The sequence below is a fragment of the Ensifer sp. R1-3 genome (assembly GCF_056739175.1).
Genome location: NZ_CP096515.1, coordinates 3,521,977 through 3,538,384, shown reverse-complemented (window position 1 = coordinate 3,538,384; position 16,408 = coordinate 3,521,977). Strand labels below are relative to the sequence as shown.

Here is a 16,408-nt window from a genome sequence, read left to right as displayed (position 1 = left end):
TCCAACTTGCGCGCCACAACAAAATATCTATAGTTCCATATACAACCACGTACAGGAACGGCTCTCATGACAGCTTCGTCCGCCCATCGACTGTTTGCCGAACAGGCGCTGCTGCCGACCGGTTGGTCCGAGAACGTCGCGATCTCCGTCGACGCGGCGGGACGCATTCTCGCGGTGGAAGCAGGGCAATCGAAGGCGCCGGGCGACGAGCATCTATCCGGACCCATTGTGCCGGCGATGGCCAACCTGCATTCCCACGCCTTCCAGCGTGCAATGGCCGGCCTTGCGGAAGTGGCCGGAACAGGCGACGACAGCTTCTGGACCTGGCGGGAGGAGATGTATCGCACCGTCGGTCTGGTCGACCCGGACGATCTCGAGGCGATCGCCGCCAAGCTCTATGTGGAAATGCTGAAGGGCGGCTTCGGCCGTGTCGTCGAATTCCACTACCTTCATCATCAGCTCGACGGCACGCCTTACGCGGACCCGGCGGAAATGTCGCTGCGGATACTAAGGGCCGCGCAGACGACCGGCATCGGCCTCACCCATCTGCCGGTCTTCTACGCCCATGCCAATTTCGGCGGAGCTGCGCCGAGCGCGGGGCAGCGCCCCTTCCTTCATGATCCGGACCGCTTCCTCGCGCTGCTCGAGCGGCTCTCGCCCGCTTGCAATGCGACAGGCGCGAGGCTTGGCTATGCCATCCATTCGCTGCGGGCGGCGACGCCGGAGGAAATGCGCGAGATCCTGCAATCGTCGCCCCTCACCGGCCCCATCCACATCCATGTCGCCGAGCAACCCCGCGAAGTGGAAGATTGCCTGGCCTGGAGCGGCCGGCGCCCGGTCGAATGGCTCCTCGACAACATGCCGGTGGACGAGCGCTGGTGCGCGATCCACGCGACGCACATGACGCCCGACGAGACGAGACGGCTCGCCCATTCGGGAGCGGTCGCCGGCCTTTGCCCCGCGACCGAGGCCAATCTCGGCGACGGAATTTTTCCCGCGGTCGACTTTGTTGCGGCAGGCGGCCGCTTCGGGGTCGGGACCGACAGCCATGTCGCGACGAGCGTCGCGGAAGAGCTTCGGCTCCTCGAATACGGCCAGCGCCTGCGCGACCGCAGGCGCAACCGGCTCGCCGCGCCCGGCGCCTCCGTCGGCAGGTCAATCTTCGATGCGGCGCTTGCGGGCGGCGCCCAAGCGGCCGGACAAGCGGCCGGACAAGCCGCCGGAATGGAAGAGCCGGGCATCCGCGCCGGCGCCATGGCCGACCTCGTCGTTCTCGACGGCTCCAATCCCTATATCGCCGCGGCAAGCGGCAACCAGATCCTCGACCGCTGGCTCTTCGCACTCGGCGGGGATACGGTTCGCGACGTCATGATCGCGGGCGAATGGAAGATCCGCAATGGACGGCATGACCGGGAGGAAGACATCGACCGCGCCTTCGCGCGCGTTCTGAACAAGCTCAAATAGCAATCGAAGAATCGCAATTTAAAAAAGGGGAATGCGCATGTCGATCAGCACAATGAGACTCACCTTCGCTGCCGCCGGCCTGATGCTGGCGGCTTCCGCCAGCGGCGCCAATGCTTCCTATTGCGGCGACGGCAAGACCGTGACCTTCGCCGGCATCGACTGGGAAAGCGGCGCCTTCATCACCGAGGTCATGAAAACGATCCTTTCCAAGGGATACGACTGCCAGGTCGACTCGATCCCCGGCAATTCCGTGACTCTCGAACAGGCAACCGCCAACAACGACGTGCAGATTTTCGCCGAGGAATGGCTCGGCCGTTCGGACGTCTGGAACAAGGCGGTGGAAGAAAAGAAGGTGGTTGCCGTCGGCAAGACCTTCGTAGGCGCCAGCGAAGGCTGGTTCGTGCCGGACTACGTCGTCCACGGCGATCCCGCTCGCAATATCGAAGCCAAGGCGCCGGACCTGAAAAGCGTATCACAGCTTACCGATCCGAAGATCGCCGAGATTTTCGCCGATCCGGAAGAGCCATCCAAAGGCCGCTTCCTCAACTGCCCCTCCGGCTGGACCTGCGAGGGCGTGAGCACCGCCAAGCTCGAGGCCTACAAGCTCGGTGAGACCTATGTGAACTTCCGCCCCGGAACGGGGACAGCGCTCGACGCGGCGATTACCTCTGCCTATCTCCAGGGCGAGCCGATCCTCTTCTATTACTGGTCGCCGACCGCGATCATGGGGAAATTCAAGCTGATCCAGCTCGAAGAGCCGGCCTATAACGAAGCCTGCTGGAAAGAACTGAGCAGCGCCAACGGCAAACGTGACGAAGGCTGCGCCTTTCCCTCCGTCGACGTGGCCTATGGCGTGAACAGCACCTTCGCTTCCGAAGCTCCGGAAATCGTCGAGATCCTGGAAAAGGCAACATTCCCGCTCGATGAGGTCAACGCCAGCCTCGCCTATATGGCCGACAACAAGGTCGACGCCACGGCGGCTGCCGCCGAATTCCTGAAAACCAAAGGCGACATCTGGAGCAAGTGGGTCTCGGACGAGGCGCGCGGCAAGATCGAAGCCGGTCTCAAGTAACGGTGGCCCTTTCCGGCCGGCAATCGCAGCGCCCCGCCACCAGGCGGGGCGCTGCGATCGTAGGCGAAAGGCTGCTTCCCCGGGCCAGGAGGGTCTTGGCTTCCCGCCTCCCACCTGAACAAGGAACGATATCCGATGTTTCCGGACTCTCTCAATCTCTCGATCCGCGCGCCGGTGAACGACTTCATCCAGGCCCTCGTCACCAATTATGGCTGGGTCTTCAAGGCGATCAGCGGCGTCATCCTGAAGGCCGTTCTGTTCATCGAATGGATCCTGCGCGGCCTGCCCTGGTGGCTCGTCATTCTCGCCTTCATGGCGCTTGCCTGGCGGAGTTCGCGGCGCTGGTCGCTGACGCTGGCCGTAGGCGCGTTGCTGGTTACCGTCGGCGTCCTCGGACTCTGGGATCTGACGATGCAGACGCTCGCCCTGATGCTGATGGCGACCATCGTCTCGGTGGTGATCGGCGTGCCCATGGGGATTCTCGTCGCGAAGAGCCGCGTCGTCCGCAACATCACTCTGCCGGTGCTCGATGTCATGCAGACCATGCCGAGCTTCGTCTATCTCATCCCGGCGCTGATGCTCTTCGGGCTCGGCAAGGTCCCGGCAATCCTCGCGACCATTATCTACGCCGTCCCGCCGCTGATCCGGCTCACCGATCTCGGCATCCGCCAGGTTGATGCGGAAGTCGTCGAAGCTGCGACGGCGTTCGGCGGCAGCCCGGGACAGATTCTCTTCGGCGTCGAACTGCCCCTTGCGACGCCGACGATCATGGCCGGCCTCAATCAGACGATCATGATGGCGCTGTCGATGGTCGTCGTCGCCTCGATGATCGGCGCACGCGGCCTCGGCGAACAGGTGCTGAACGGCATTCAGACGCTCGACGTCGGCAAGGGCCTCGAGGCCGGCATCGGCATCGTCATTCTGGCGGTCGTGCTCGACCGTATCACGCAAGGCTTCGGCAAGCCCCGGACGGAGGACGCCCGCAATGGCTGATATAGAGATCCGGAACGTCTACAAGATCTTCGGGCATGACGCGAAGAAGGCGCTCGCCATGGTCGAGGACGGGCTCGATAAAGCCGACATCCTGTCCAGGTCCGGCTGCACCGTGGGCCTCAACGATGTCAGCCTCAAGATCGGCGCCGGAAAGATCTTCGTGATCATGGGGCTTTCCGGATCGGGCAAGTCGACGCTGGTGCGCCACATCAACCGGCTGATCGAACCGACGAGCGGCGAGGTCCTCTTCGACGGCGACAATATCCTCGACCTCGGTGCGAAGGCGCTGCGCGCCTTCCGCATGCGGCGCGTCAGCATGGTCTTCCAGAGCTTTGCCCTGATGCCGCATCGGACCGTGCTCCAGAATGTCGTCTACGGCCAGCGCGTGCGCGGCGTGTCGAAGGACGATGCCCGCGACATCGGCATGAAATGGATCGATACTGTGGGCCTCTCGGGCTACGACGCGAAATTTCCTCATCAGCTCTCGGGCGGCATGAAGCAGCGCGTCGGCCTTGCACGAGCGCTCGCTGCCGACACGGATGTGATCCTGATGGACGAGGCGTTCAGTGCCCTTGACCCACTGATCCGCGGCGACATGCAGGACCAGTTGCTGCAACTCCAGCGGAATCTTGCGAAGACCATCGTCTTCATCACCCATGATCTCGACGAGGCCCTGCGCATCGGGTCGGAGATCGCGATCCTGAGGGACGGTCAGGTCGTTCAGGTCGGCACACCGAACGATATTCTCGACAACCCTGCCAACGACTATGTTGCCCGATTCGTCCAGCGCCGGCACGAAAGGCCGCAGACCCATGGGTGAGATGATTTCGCTCGATGGACCGCTTACCTGGCGCGAGATCGCTTCGATCGCCGAGGGCGCCTCTCTGGACCTGTCCGGACCGGCGCGCCGGCGGATCGCCCAGGCCCGCCGGATCGTCGACGCATTGGTGGAGCGCGGCATCCGCGGTTACGGCATCAACACCGGCGTTGGCGCGCTATGCGATGTCATCATCAGCCGTGAGAACCAGCAGGCGCTCTCGCGCAACATCATCCTGAGCCACGCTTGCGGCGTCGGAGATCCGCTCGGTCGAGTGGAAGCCCGGGCCGTCATGGCAGCACAGATAGCCAACTTCGCCCACGGCTATTCCGGCGTGCGGGTCGAGACGGCCGAAATGCTCCTGGCGCTGCTCAATGCCGACATCATCCCTCTCATTCCGTCGCGGGGCTCGGTCGGATATCTAACCCACGCCGCCGCGATCGGCCTCGTGCTGATCGGTCAGGGCTCGGCCATGCAGGGGACGGAAAGACTGAGCGGCGCCGATGCCCTCGCCCGTCTGGGGCTTGCGCCCTTGCGGCTCGAAGCGAAAGAAGGCCTGAGCCTCGTCAACGGGACCCCATGCGCCACCGGTCTGGCGGCGCTGGCGCTCGCACGCACGGAAAGGCTCTTCGCCTGGGCGGATGCAGCCGCGGCGATGACTTACGAAAACCTCGGCAGCCAAGCCAATGCCTTTGCCGAGTTGCCCTTGGCACTGCGGCAATCCCCTGGCCTGAGCGCGGTCGGCGAGGGTCTGCGCGACTGGCTGGCGGATAGCCCGATGCTCGCAGGTACGGCCGGGACCCGCACCCAGGATCCGCTCAGTCTCAGGGCCGTACCGCAGGTGCATGGCGCCGTCCGCGACGCTTTCGGCCAGGTGGCCGAAATCGTCGACCGCGAACTCGCAAGCGTTACCGACAACCCGGCCGTTGCCGGTTCGCCGGAGGCACCCGAGGTGCATTCGCAAGCCCATGCCGTCGGTGCCGCGCTTGGCCTTGCAATGGACAGCCTCGCCGTCGCAGTGGCGGAAGTCGCAGCAATTTCCGAGCGCCGCATCGACCGGCTGGTGAACCCTCTGGTGAGCGGTCTTCCTGCCTTCCTCGCCGGCGATAGCGGCGTTTCCTCGGGTTACATGATCGCGCAGTACACGGCTGCCGCGCTCGTAGCGGAAAACCGGCGGCTCGCGGCACCCGCCAGTCTCGACGGCGGCATCACCTCCGCGCTTCAGGAAGACATGCTCACCCATGCGACACCGGCCGCCTGGAAAGCGCTCTCGATCGTCGACAATCTCGAGCGGATACTGGCGATCGAACTGCTTGCGGCCGCACAGGCCTATGAGCTGCAGCCGCAAGCGCAGGGCAAGGCGCAACGCACCGCTGCCCTTTACGGGCACATACGCTCGGCGATCCCCGCCTATCGCGACGATCGCCCGATGAACGAAGACTTTGACCGGATGCGGCGGCTGATGCGAGCCGCGCCGGCACACGGGCAGCTGTAACCCGCTCTGAACAAGGAAGGGAGGAGACTACATGACGCACATCACCACCGAGGCAGGGGGCTCGCGCGGCGGCGCCGCATTGCGGCTCATCCTTTTCAGCCTCATCGGCATATTCCTGTTCTTCGTGCCGGTCGAAATCAACGGCAAGTCGACGATCCTGCTCGACCATGCGGCAACCGCCATATCGACCCATGCGCGGCCGGTGGCGATCGGCTTCGTATTGCTGCTGATGGCTTACGGCGCCTTCGGCCCCATCGCGAAGGGCACCTGGCGCAAGACGACGACCGATGCCGTGTTTTCGGTCCTGCGCGTCCTCGGACTGGTCCTTGCCGGCCTTTATCTCGCCGGCATCGGGCCCGAGGTCTTCTTCGCCCCCGACATGCTGCCCTTCCTCTTCGACAAGCTGGTGCTGTCGGTCGGGCTGATCGTACCCATCGGCGCTTTGGCACTCGCCTTCCTGATCGGCTACGGCCTTCTCGAATTCACCGGCGTGCTCGTCCAGCCCGTGATGCGGCCGATCTGGCGTACGCCGGGCTGGTCCGCCATCGACGCCGTCGCTTCCTTCGTCGGCAGCTACTCCCTTGCGCTCCTGATCACCGACCGCGTGTTCCGCGAAGGCAAGTACACGGTGCGCGAAGCGGCGATCATCGCGACAGGCTTTTCCACCGTGTCGGCTACGTTCATGATCATCGTGGCGAAGACGCTGGGGCTCATGGATATCTGGAATTTCTACTTCTGGACGACGCTTGTCGTCACATTCATCGTTTCTGCGATCACCGCCCGGATCTGGCCGCTTTCCCGGCTTGCGCACGAGGGCGATCGGGACCAGCCGCTGCCCCCGGGCCGCAGCCGCCTGAGCGTCGCCGTCGAGACGGGCCTGGAACAGGCAGCAATCGCCAAGGCCCTGCCGACGCTGCTACGCGAAAGCTTCCTCGACGGACTGCGCATGGCGGCGATGATCCTGCCGAGCATCATGGCTGTCGGGCTCATCGGGCTTCTCGCCGCCAAGTTCACGCCGATCTTCGACATTCTCGGCCTGACGCTCTACCCCTTCACCTGGCTCGCGCAGTTCGGCGAGCCGATGCAGGCGGCAAAGGCGCTCGCCTCAGGGCTCGCCGAGATGTTCCTGCCCGCCATCCTGCTCAAGGAGGCCGTGCCCGAGGTGAAGTTCCTGGTCGCGGTGGTATCGGTCAGTCAGGTCCTGTTCCTGTCCGCCTCGGTCCCTTGCATGCTGGCGACCTCGATCCCGCTCAGCTTTCGCGATCTTCTGGTGATCTGGTATATTCGCGTCGTATTGAGCATAGTGGTGACGGCGCCGATCATTTGGGTCGGAACGTCGATGGGATGGCTCGGCTGACGATGATGCGAATTCTGCGCTCGAGCGAGTACAGGCATATGCCGTGGAAGAACGGCGGCGGAGAGACGGTGGAAATCGCCGTCTCTCCGGACCGTGCCACCATTGCCGATTTCGACTGGCGCATAAGCATGGCGACCGTCGCCACCAATGGCGCCTTCTCGATCTTTCCCGGCATCGACCGCACCCTATCGATCCTGGAGGGCAGCGGGATGACGCTTGCGATCGAGGGCCGGCAACCGAAACTGCTGACCACCTCGGATACCCCCCTCACCTTCCCCGCCGACGTGCCGACGTCCGCGACGCTCGTGGATGGCCCGGTCACCGATCTCAATGTGATGACGCGCCGCCAGGCTTTGAAACATCGCGTGCGCAGGATTCATGTCGAGGGCTCGCAACCGGTGACGACGAGCGCCCGCGATCTCGTTCTCTTCTGTCATCGCGGCAGCGTTGCGCTCGTGACCGAAGGCGTCTCCGCAACCCTGCACGGGCTCGACGCGGCGGTCCTCGTCCAGCCGGGCACGCTCACGCTCTCGGCCGACATCGCTTCGGAAGCTTTCCTGATCGAGATCGGCCCGGCCTGAGCGCCGCGCCGTCAGCCGTCCTTTGTTCGGCCGGAAATATGAAGGCACGCCGCTTCAGCGCATGCCGAAGAGCAGGAGAATTCCGCCGACCAGCATGAGCGCGACGCCCAGCCAATTGCGCAACGGGCTCAGAAAGCGCAGGCCTTGCCCGCGCGGCTCAAGCGTCTGCTTGGGATTGCGTTCCGCGGGCTGCGGCGGCTCGCTCAGCCGTCGCCGTCCGAGCGCCTCCCATGCCATGTAGAGAAGCCCGCTGATGAAAAGAAGTGCACCGGCCAGGGTTGCCCACACGCGCGCCTCCTGCGGCTGAATTCACTGTTCGACGAAACAGTGAATGATTCAATGGCGATGGAGACGCGGAGATGTCAGCGGATGCGCGTCTGAGGACGCACGATGTTCATCTGAAGCTCGTGGCTGGATGCAAATCGCCCGAGAACCCTGATCAGGCGGCGTTCCTCGGCCTTGTTGATGCCGGTCCGCCTGCAATACTCCGCCACGTCCCAGACATGCCTGGCCTGGGATTTGTCGAGCTTTCCGATTTCCGCGTGTCTCATCCTGCGCCTCCCAACTGCGTTGGTTCTAACGTCGAACGGGCACAAATGGTTCCCCCGTCGCGTCAAGTCCGGCGGCGGCTCCCGCGGGCCGGAACCTTTGCGGCCGGCTGCGGTTTCCGACCATGAGCGACCGGAGGTGATGTCATGAGCAGAAGCTGGGAACGACTGGCGCTGATCGGCGCCGCCGTCATCATAATCGCCAGTGCGATTTTCTACGTCTATGTCGACCGCTTCTCCTCGACCAATTCCACCCGGATCGAGGACACCAAGGTCAATGCCGACGGCATCAATACCATCGACGAAAATCCGCCGAGCGCCACGGGCGACAAGGACAATCCTTCCTGAGGCCCTCCCTTCGCGGGCGCGCATGGCACGCGCTCGCGCAGACCCGAAACGGACCGGCTCAAGGGCATAGGGCCGAAGGAAGGCGGAGGCGGCTCAAGGGCCGCCTGCCATCGACCCTACGACCACCATCACCACCGCATCGACGTCGATCTCTCCATTGACCGCGAGCTTGTCTCCCGCCTGGCGGACCTGAAGCTTCGAAGGGTTTTCTGCCGCCTGCCGCTGAAGTTCTTCGATAACGGCATTGATGGCCTTCGCCTCCAGATTGCCTTCGTTCAGATGGCTGGTACCCATTTCCAGAAGACCCCTTCCTTTCGCTCGGGATAATATTTGAATTCGCACTCGAACCGCCGGCCGTATGCGGCTGCCTCGGTCAAAGCCTTTTCCGAGGGCGGGTTCATTCCCGTTCCCGGGGCGAACCAGTCCTCCAGGAGATCGTCGGGGACATAGGCCCCGATTCTCAGGGGAAGACTGGTCAATGCGGAATCCATCTCTTTCGGCGCCGGCATGCGATCCTCCTGACCGACCCGGAGCGGGATGAGGAAAAGTGTGTGCGGTTTACCGCCCGCATCCCGCTCCAACTTCGTGCAATCGATCACGGTCATGTTTTTAGGTCAACCAGACCTAAAAACATCGTGATCCAGAGCATTTCCGCTCCGGCAATGCTCTAACCTTTCGTTGACGCAACTCCGGACGGAAAACCGCTGCGCACTTTTCCTGGAATTGCTCTAACAAGGCCGGCCCCGGGAAGTTCCGTCGCCCGCCTCGTCCATACAGATAGTCTTGCCCGAGCGCTGCCGTTTGTAGCAGCACCAAATGGCGCCGTGCGTCCGGAAACGCGCGGCGCCCTATGATGGCGACCGTTCGGCTATACTGCATGTTTCCTTTAATCGTATCCGATTAAAGGACAAAAACATGCAGCAGATCAAAGTGCCACAGCGACCTTTGCGCGTCTGATAAGACGCGCGGCGCTGTAGCGGACGAGGCTCAACCTATGCGAGGACATCCCGGCCGATTTGCGAAATAGACGGTCGTAAGCCGGCCGCGCCGGCCGACACCGTCGACCGCCACCTCGCGCCGCGTGACCGACCGGATATCCGGGTCGCGGATTCCAAGCCGATAGGCGCGACGGATGGCCTGACGCTCGCTGCAGCCGCGAGACGGACGATAATCGTAGTCATCATCGTCGTATCTGCGATCACGCAGCTGCGGACCGTCCGGACCGATATACAGGTCGAATGACTGGGCTGACGAAGCAGAAGGTAAAGCAGCCGCCGCGCCGCCCAAAATCAACCCGGCCGCGAAAAGCCTGCCGATGTTCATGACTTCTCCTCCATGCTCTCATTTGAGAGTTTTCTTAAACTCATATCTGAACGGCAGGGGAGCGGATTAGTTCCGCCCTTCCGCGTCTTTGAGCCGGGGAGGACGGACCAAGCGGCAGGACATCAGGGCGAGCGCTTCGGGAGAAATGAACCACGCCTCACCGGGCGCGCTCGCCAGTTCCGGAAGAGCCGTCGAGGGACGGCTCGACGTTGATGACTACTGTTGAGCGCCGCCCGGCGACGTTCCCTCGCCGCCTGAAGGCGCCTGCGTTTCCTGTCCGCCTGAAGGTGCCTGCGGCGCTTCAACGTTCGGCACGTTCACGTCGACGTCGGTATTTCCACCACCGCCGCTGCCGTCGAAGAGATCGCCGCCAAACAGGAACAAGGCTCCGACAACTAGCAGAATCACGATTACCGCAACGGCCCACCCACCGCCGCTGCCCCCGGTGTTGACTACTGTTGGTCCTCTGTCAGCCATTTGGAGTTCTCCTTTAGGTTCTTTCCTCCAGGGAAACCACTACAGCAGAATTAAGTTCCAGAGCGAGAAATAAGGGTAGACAACGCCGATGACAGTTCTCGTCATAAAGTTGGGAGAATGGATCCGGCGCAGGAGCGACCGACGGCCAAAACCGTCTTGATCAAGTAACCAGCAGAAATCTACTCTAATGATCTTTCGAGTATGGCCTTTGACAGTAACTCATTTAACGACGTTAGAATTCAGTGCAGAAGACTCGGCGCTTCCACTGGCTCTGGTGGCGGCTTCAGAGCTTTCACGCAAGAGCGAGAGCGAGGCGCTATGAGTGATAGAGCGCGCTCGAAAAATAAGAAAGCTCATCGAGTGGACGGGAGGGCCGGCACTCCCTCGCAGATCCGGCAAGCCGTTTTGGTGAACCTTGCTCGCGCCAAGCGACAATATGCAGGATCGCACCGGCCAATGTCTCAGGAATAAACCGGTTACCTATGTGTCCAGAATGGACCGGGAAGGATTGGTAGCGGAGGAGGGATTCGAACCCCCGACACAAGGATTATGATTCCTCTGCTCTAACCTACTGAGCTACTCCGCCGCCGGTGCCGTGAAAGCTTCTGAACGAAGCCCGTCTTGGCTGGTCGGGCGGCTTATAAGGCGCTGTTCCGGCTAGTGTCAAGCAATGTCTTCGGGAAAAAGCGATGTTTTCCCGCCACGCCGGAATCGCCCGCTTTACGCTGCCGCCGGCGCCTGCAAGAGCGCCTTCAGCGCCGCTTCCGCGGCCGGCTCGCGCTCGGACCTGCGGATGAAGCCGCCGCCATAGACGCGCGCATCCTCGCCGGTGCCGGAATAGAGCGCGCAGGCCTGGCCGGGCGCGACACCCGCCTCGCCTTCGACGAGCTCGACATATAGCCCTTCGGCGTCGCTCTTGAGGACCGCCGGCGCGGGGCGGCGGGTGGAGCGCACCTTGGCAAAGCATTCGAAGCCCTGCCCGGCTGCCGCTTCCAGTTCCTCGTCACCCAGCCAGTTGACGTCGCGCAGGTAGACGCGGCGCGTCTCCAGCGCCTCCTTCGGGCCGACGATCACGCGGCGCGAGCGGGCGTCGAGGTAGACGACATAGAGCGGCTCGCCGGTCGCGACACCGATGCCGCGGCGCTGACCGATCGTGTAATGCAGGATGCCCTCGTGCGCGCCCAGTACGCGACCGTCGAGATGGACGATTTCGCCGGCAAGCGCCGCGTTCGGCTTCAGCTTCGAGACGATGTCGCTGTATTTGCCCTGGGGCACGAAACAGATGTCCTGGCTGTCGGCCTTCTTGGCGACGACAAGGCCCATCTCCTCGGCGAGCGCCCGGGTCTCGCTCTTCGGAAGACCGCCGAGCGGGAAGCGCAGATAGTCGATCTGCTCCTGCGTTGTCGCAAAGAGGAAATAGCTCTGGTCGCGCTCGGCGTCGGCCGGCCGGTAGAGCGCGCGCTGGCCGGCATAACGCGGCTTCGGGCTCGGCCGCGAACGGATGTAATGGCCGGTGGCGAGCGCATCGGCGCCGAGCTCCTTGGCGGTCGCAAGCAGGTCGGCGAACTTGACCGTCTGGTTGCAGGCCACGCACGGGATCGGCGTCTCGCCGGCGATATAGCTTTCGGCGAAGGGGTTGATCACCGTCTCGCGGAAACGCGCCTCGTAATCGAGGACATAATGCGGAATGCCGATCGTCTCGCAGACGCGGCGGGCGTCGTCGATATCCTGACCGGCGCAGCAGGAGCCGGCCCTGTGCACCGCCGCGCCATGATCGTAAAGCTGCAGCGTGATGCCGAGAACGTCGTAGCCCTCGCGTTTGAGAAGCCCCGCCACGACGGAAGAGTCGACGCCGCCGGACATGGCGACGACGACGCGCGTATCTTCGGGCTTGCGGTCAAAATCGAGACTGTTCACGGGATCCAATCCGGCATCCGGGCGCGGCTCCTGTACCGGCACCCTGTTTCACGCTTGAGGCCGCACGGCGGCACATGAGGGCGGCGCGGCATATTCTGTAAGGGTCTACGCCCTTCTGGTATTTTCTTCGTGCATGCCGTCATCCCAAAACCGCTGCTCGGTGTCGGGCGGCATGCATCAGACTTTTCCGTGCCGCGACATATAGAAACTTGCGCCCGTCACGGCAAGAGTGGACGGCAGAACGCCGGCCGAGCACTCGACCCGTCAGATCAGCTTCATCCGCATCGCCCGGGCGATCGCCTGCATGCGGTTGACGGCGTCGAGCTTGCGGGTCGCGCTCTTGAAATAGCTGCTCACCGTATAGGCGGATATGCCGAGAATGATGGCGATCTCGTCGCTGCTCTTTCCGGCCGCTGCCCAGCGCAGACATTCGACCTCCCGGCTCGAGAGCTTCTCGCGGGCGCCGCTGCCGGCATCGAAGGTACGCTCGAGGCATTCGAAAAGCTGCAATAGCGCCAGATAGAGCGTCGCACGCTCCGCGCCGGCCGGTTCGTCCCGCGTGCCGGAGAGCACTGCCACAAAAGGCTCACCATAGGTCGTGTGCAGCAGCACCGCGAAGTGACCCATACCGGCATGGGGCGGGAGGCGGATAACCGCGGCCTTGCCGGCGCCCCTGCCCGCGGGCTCCATGAGTTCAGGGCCGCCGGTGACGGGCAGCTTCGTCTGGCGCAGGCGCTCTACCAGTTCGCTGGTCTGGAACGTCTCGCCGGCATCATACTGCTGTACCAGCTCCGCGGGCCAATTGCTCAGCACGAGACGTTCGGAAAAGCGCTGCTCGTCGGCGAGAGGCAGACGCGCGATCATGAAATGCGCGAATCCGTAGCGGGAGATCAGCCGCCGCATCAGATGCAGGAGCTCGTACTCCGTGCGCACCGATGCGGGGTCGATCTCGAAAGGCATGTTTGCTTCGGCCTCGCGCCGCGAGGCCGGTTCGTTCGAATCCTTCATTCCGGTCACCGTGCTGCCGGCGTTGCCGCCGCTATGGAGACTAAAGCGGTCTTGGCCCGGTGGCTGAAAGCGCCCCCCTGCCCGCGCCGCAGACATGAGCCGCGCCGCCCGCAAACTTCGTGACGCCCCGGTTTATTCCGGGAGCATACACGTGGACGCCCGTTTGATCCGGCGCCTCGCTGTCGCGAATTCCAGTCGAAGCGAAATGTGGTGATTGCATGGCCCGCGTCCCGAAATTCTAGGAAGGCCTGCCGTTTCCTTCCCTCACGAACAGCCACCCTTGCGAACCATCCGCGGCCGAGGCCGCTCAAATGATGATCAAATGGTTATCAACGGTTTAGGCAATTATTAAATGTGGCAAGCTAAGGTCACAGCCATATGGTCTTGAGTTTGTGTAGAGAGTCCCATGACCGAAATGATGCGTCCACGCGTGAAATATGTCATCGGCCCCGATGGCAGCCCCTTGACGATCGCGGACCTGCCGCCGGCCAATACCCGGCGCTGGGTCATCCGCAGGAAGGCTGAAGTCGTCGCCGCCGTGCGTGGTGGCCTTTTGAGCCTCGAAGAGGCATGTGAGCGTTACACGCTGACCGTAGAGGAATTCCTCTCCTGGCAATCCTCGATAAATGACCATGGTCTCGCCGGCCTGCGCACGACGCGCATCCAGCAATATCGCCACTGATCAATCCCCTGCAGGGCCATAATTCGAACCGGCGGCTTGGGTGCTCCTGAGCCGCCGGTTTCGTTTCAGCCGATTTGACGATAAAACCATCCATCAGATCATGCTGCAGCTGCCGTATCGCCACCAACGCATGGGAACGAAGGACGCCCGATGGAAATCGCCCAGGAAGAAACGAATACAAAAGGCCGCTACACGGCGACGCTCGACGGCCACACCGGTGAGATGACCTATTCCAGGTCGTCGCCGCATCTCATAATCGTGGACCACACGTTCGTTCCGGACGCGTTGCGCGGCAAGGGCGTCGGCCAGGCGCTGGCCCTTCACGCGATCGAAGAGGCCCGAAAGGGCAGCTGGAAGATCATCCCGCTCTGCCCCTTCATGCGCGCTCAGGTCATGCGCCATCCGGAGTGGCGGGATGTGATCCAGGGCTGATAGTGCAAGGGACCCCTTCTCCTGCCGCATCGGCCCGACAATCGGAATCGATCTTCGAAAAGCACAATGCGCCGATTCAACAAGTTAGAGCGCCCTTTGTGCGTCTGATAAGACGCGCGGCGCTGTAAGGCACCGCGCGCCTCATCAGATACGCGGTGCCGTAGCTGCTCTCTCAGGCGCGCAGCCGCGCACCCGTATCCCGCTCCTCGAGCGCTGCTGCCCTCGCATATTCCGCCTGCACCTCCTCGAGCGCGAGCTCGGCCGCATCCTGCTGCATCTTCAGCTCGCGAATGGAAACCTGGAGATTATCGGCCCTCTGGCGGGCAGCCTTGGCGAAGGTGGGATAGGCGAAATGAGAAGGGTCGGAAATACCCGACTTCTTCTCCTCGAAGACGATCTGGTTTTCCAGATCCTTGGTCATGCGCTCGAACTCGGCCATCATCATTTGAAGCTGGCTGAGCTGGCGCTGCTTTTCCCGAACCTGAAATTCCTTCAGTCGGACTAGGCTCTCACGTGCTTTCATACGCAATACTCCCGTGGATACCGAGACCCCGGTTACTGTTCCCGAGCGGGATAAGGGAAAGCTGTGAAGGAGATCTCCGCCCGCATCCCGCTCTAACTCCTTCTAATCGACCACTAGAGAAGCCGGTTCGCCCGGAATCCCCGTGATCTGCGGCCCGTTGTGCCGGCCCAACCGAGCCGGAAACAAAAATCGACCGCGGCCTTAACAAATGCCTACCGCTGGTAACCTTTCGTTTACGGGCATCGTTAATCATAGGTGCGATGATTTAAGGCTCCGTAAATGCTGATGCATGAAATGTGGACTTTCGCGCATTTACGAGTCGGAAGAGTCAGTTAACGGCATTCCCTCATGTATCGCATGAGGAGCGCAATTTCAGATTTACGTTTTGAATCAGGAGACTGCTAAAAATATTTAACATTTTCGATACACCTTGCCAGAGTGAATCAGAATTTGTTAACCATTTGGTGGCAGCCTCCAAATCAGGCAACGACTGGATCCGTATCGCGTAAGGATGCCACGACAACCTTGGGCGGCGGAAAAGGGGAAGACTATGCGGGTTCTACTGATCGAAGACGACAGCGCGACGGCTCAGAGCATCGAGCTCATGCTCAAGTCCGAAAGTTTCAACGTCTACACCACAGATCTCGGGGAAGAAGGCGTCGATCTCGGCAAGCTTTACGACTACGACATCATTCTCCTCGACCTGAACCTGCCGGACATGTCCGGTTACGAAGTTCTCAGAACGCTGCGTCTGTCGAAGGTCAAAACACCGATTCTCATCCTTTCGGGCATGGCGGGTATCGAGGACAAGGTGCGCGGCCTCGGCTTCGGCGCCGACGACTATATGACCAAGCCTTTCCACAAGGACGAGCTGGTGGCGCGGATCCACGCGATCGTGCGCCGCTCCAAGGGCCATGCCCAGTCGGTCATCTCGACGGGCGAGCTGATCGTCAACCTGGACGCCAAGACCGTGGAAGTCGGCGGCCAGCGCGTGCATCTGACGGGCAAGGAATACCAGATGCTGGAGCTGCTCTCGCTGCGCAAGGGCACGACGCTCACCAAGGAAATGTTCCTGAACCACCTTTATGGCGGCATGGACGAGCCGGAGCTGAAGATCATCGACGTCTTCATCTGTAAGCTGCGCAAGAAACTCGCCAATGCCGCCGGCGGCGCCAACTACATCGAAACCGTCTGGGGCCGCGGCTACGTGCTGCGCGAACCGGAAGGCAGCGACTACCTGGAAACCGCCTGATTTCCGGCATTCCCGTAGGCGACATACCCGCATCTGCCGCCTCGCCCGAATCGCAGCCGAACCCGCCTAGTCAGGGCGGGTTTTTTGTTGCCGACGCATATTGACCGGTCACAGCAAGC

At 62.4% G+C, this 16,408-nt stretch carries 20 protein-coding genes and 1 tRNA gene; 11 read left to right on the top strand and 10 right to left on the bottom strand.

Annotated features, from left to right (window positions below):
• The first annotated feature begins 66 nt into the window (after window positions 1-66).
• The 7 genes from hutF to M1D43_RS16690 all read left to right on the top strand — a co-directional run bounded on the left by hutF (window position 67) and on the right by M1D43_RS16690 (window position 7,779).
• Window positions 67-1,464 (top strand): formimidoylglutamate deiminase, encoded by a 1,398-nt coding sequence (hutF, locus tag M1D43_RS16720; RefSeq protein WP_003527512.1) that lies wholly within the window; start codon window positions 67-69, stop codon window positions 1,462-1,464.
• Between the two features lie 37 nt (window positions 1,465-1,501).
• The gene (locus M1D43_RS16715) at window positions 1,502-2,536 is read left to right on the top strand and encodes an ABC transporter substrate-binding protein (RefSeq protein ID WP_027989802.1); all 1,035 of its coding nucleotides are present in this window, start codon (window positions 1,502-1,504) and stop codon (window positions 2,534-2,536) included.
• Window positions 2,537-2,671: 135 nt separating this feature from the next.
• Complete coding sequence (locus tag M1D43_RS16710; protein ID WP_010970142.1) at window positions 2,672-3,529, top strand: ABC transporter permease; 858 nt, start codon at window positions 2,672-2,674, stop codon at window positions 3,527-3,529.
• Window positions 3,522-4,349, top strand: a complete 828-nt coding sequence (locus M1D43_RS16705) for a quaternary amine ABC transporter ATP-binding protein (RefSeq protein ID WP_153313667.1) — start codon at window positions 3,522-3,524, stop codon at window positions 4,347-4,349. The genes M1D43_RS16710 and M1D43_RS16705 overlap by 8 nt, the downstream gene beginning before the upstream one ends.
• A complete protein-coding gene (locus M1D43_RS16700) occupies window positions 4,342-5,841 on the top strand; it encodes an HAL/PAL/TAL family ammonia-lyase (RefSeq protein WP_153313668.1) in 1,500 nt (499 codons plus the stop codon). The genes M1D43_RS16705 and M1D43_RS16700 overlap by 8 nt, the downstream gene beginning before the upstream one ends.
• A 31-nt stretch (window positions 5,842-5,872) precedes the next feature.
• On the top strand, window positions 5,873-7,198 hold the full coding sequence (locus M1D43_RS16695; RefSeq protein ID WP_153313669.1) for a YjiH family protein: 1,326 nt from the start codon (window positions 5,873-5,875) through the stop codon (window positions 7,196-7,198).
• Window positions 7,186-7,779: a HutD/Ves family protein gene (locus tag M1D43_RS16690; RefSeq protein ID WP_003527522.1), complete on the top strand. Its 594-nt coding sequence runs from the start codon at window positions 7,186-7,188 to the stop codon at window positions 7,777-7,779. The genes M1D43_RS16695 and M1D43_RS16690 overlap by 13 nt, the downstream gene beginning before the upstream one ends.
• Window positions 7,780-7,833: 54 nt before the next feature.
• On the opposite strand, the gene M1D43_RS16685 is transcribed toward M1D43_RS16690, so the two are convergent.
• Together M1D43_RS16685 and M1D43_RS16680 are read right to left on the bottom strand one after the other, a co-directional pair.
• Window positions 7,834-8,088: a hypothetical protein gene (locus tag M1D43_RS16685; protein WP_003527524.1), complete on the bottom strand. Its 255-nt coding sequence runs from the start codon at window positions 8,086-8,088 to the stop codon at window positions 7,834-7,836.
• Between the two features lie 53 nt (window positions 8,089-8,141).
• Window positions 8,142-8,330, bottom strand: a complete 189-nt coding sequence (locus M1D43_RS16680) for a hypothetical protein (protein WP_003527526.1) — start codon at window positions 8,328-8,330, stop codon at window positions 8,142-8,144.
• A gap of 144 nt (window positions 8,331-8,474) precedes the next feature.
• Between M1D43_RS16680 and M1D43_RS16675 the strand changes: the two genes are divergently transcribed.
• Window positions 8,475-8,675 carry a hypothetical protein gene (locus tag M1D43_RS16675; RefSeq protein WP_153313670.1) on the top strand — a complete coding sequence of 67 codons (201 nt, stop codon included), beginning with the start codon at window positions 8,475-8,477 and terminating at the stop codon, window positions 8,673-8,675.
• A 93-nt stretch (window positions 8,676-8,768) separates the two neighbouring features.
• Here M1D43_RS16675 and M1D43_RS16670 read toward each other — a convergent pair whose 3' ends face one another.
• The 7 genes from M1D43_RS16670 to M1D43_RS16640 all read right to left on the bottom strand — a co-directional run bounded on the left by M1D43_RS16670 (window position 8,769) and on the right by M1D43_RS16640 (window position 13,400).
• Window positions 8,769-8,969 carry a hypothetical protein gene (locus M1D43_RS16670; RefSeq protein ID WP_018096871.1) on the bottom strand — a complete coding sequence of 67 codons (201 nt, stop codon included), beginning with the start codon at window positions 8,967-8,969 and terminating at the stop codon, window positions 8,769-8,771.
• Window positions 8,951-9,184: a hypothetical protein gene (locus M1D43_RS16665; RefSeq protein WP_014526973.1), complete on the bottom strand. Its 234-nt coding sequence runs from the start codon at window positions 9,182-9,184 to the stop codon at window positions 8,951-8,953. The genes M1D43_RS16670 and M1D43_RS16665 overlap by 19 nt, the downstream gene beginning before the upstream one ends.
• Window positions 9,185-9,662: 478 nt before the next feature.
• A complete protein-coding gene (locus M1D43_RS16660; protein ID WP_027989798.1) occupies window positions 9,663-9,998 on the bottom strand; it encodes a hypothetical protein in 336 nt (111 codons plus the stop codon).
• 216 nt (window positions 9,999-10,214) lie between these two features.
• Window positions 10,215-10,475 carry a hypothetical protein gene (locus tag M1D43_RS16655; protein ID WP_003527539.1) on the bottom strand — a complete coding sequence of 87 codons (261 nt, stop codon included), beginning with the start codon at window positions 10,473-10,475 and terminating at the stop codon, window positions 10,215-10,217.
• Between the two features lie 509 nt (window positions 10,476-10,984).
• Window positions 10,985-11,061 (bottom strand) — tRNA-Met (locus M1D43_RS16650).
• Window positions 11,062-11,195: 134 nt separating this feature from the next.
• On the bottom strand, window positions 11,196-12,392 hold the full coding sequence (gene mnmA / locus M1D43_RS16645) for a tRNA 2-thiouridine(34) synthase MnmA (protein WP_013844832.1): 1,197 nt from the start codon (window positions 12,390-12,392) through the stop codon (window positions 11,196-11,198).
• Window positions 12,393-12,656: 264 nt separating this feature from the next.
• The gene (locus M1D43_RS16640; RefSeq protein ID WP_153313672.1) at window positions 12,657-13,400 is read right to left on the bottom strand and encodes a helix-turn-helix transcriptional regulator; all 744 of its coding nucleotides are present in this window, start codon (window positions 13,398-13,400) and stop codon (window positions 12,657-12,659) included.
• Window positions 13,401-13,806: 406 nt separating this feature from the next.
• On the opposite strand from M1D43_RS16640, the gene sciP reads away from it, so the two are divergent.
• Window positions 13,807-14,082 (top strand): CtrA inhibitor SciP, encoded by a 276-nt coding sequence (gene sciP / locus M1D43_RS16635; protein WP_003527546.1) that lies wholly within the window; start codon window positions 13,807-13,809, stop codon window positions 14,080-14,082.
• A 150-nt stretch (window positions 14,083-14,232) separates the two neighbouring features.
• On the top strand, window positions 14,233-14,514 hold the full coding sequence (locus tag M1D43_RS16630; RefSeq protein WP_153313673.1) for a GNAT family N-acetyltransferase: 282 nt from the start codon (window positions 14,233-14,235) through the stop codon (window positions 14,512-14,514).
• A gap of 172 nt (window positions 14,515-14,686) precedes the next feature.
• Here M1D43_RS16630 and M1D43_RS16625 read toward each other — a convergent pair whose 3' ends face one another.
• On the bottom strand, window positions 14,687-15,037 hold the full coding sequence (locus M1D43_RS16625) for a hypothetical protein (protein WP_003527555.1): 351 nt from the start codon (window positions 15,035-15,037) through the stop codon (window positions 14,687-14,689).
• A gap of 550 nt (window positions 15,038-15,587) precedes the next feature.
• On the opposite strand from M1D43_RS16625, the gene ctrA reads away from it, so the two are divergent.
• Window positions 15,588-16,289, top strand: a complete 702-nt coding sequence (ctrA, locus tag M1D43_RS16620; protein ID WP_003527557.1) for a response regulator transcription factor CtrA — start codon at window positions 15,588-15,590, stop codon at window positions 16,287-16,289.
• Window positions 16,290-16,408 lie beyond the last annotated feature (119 nt).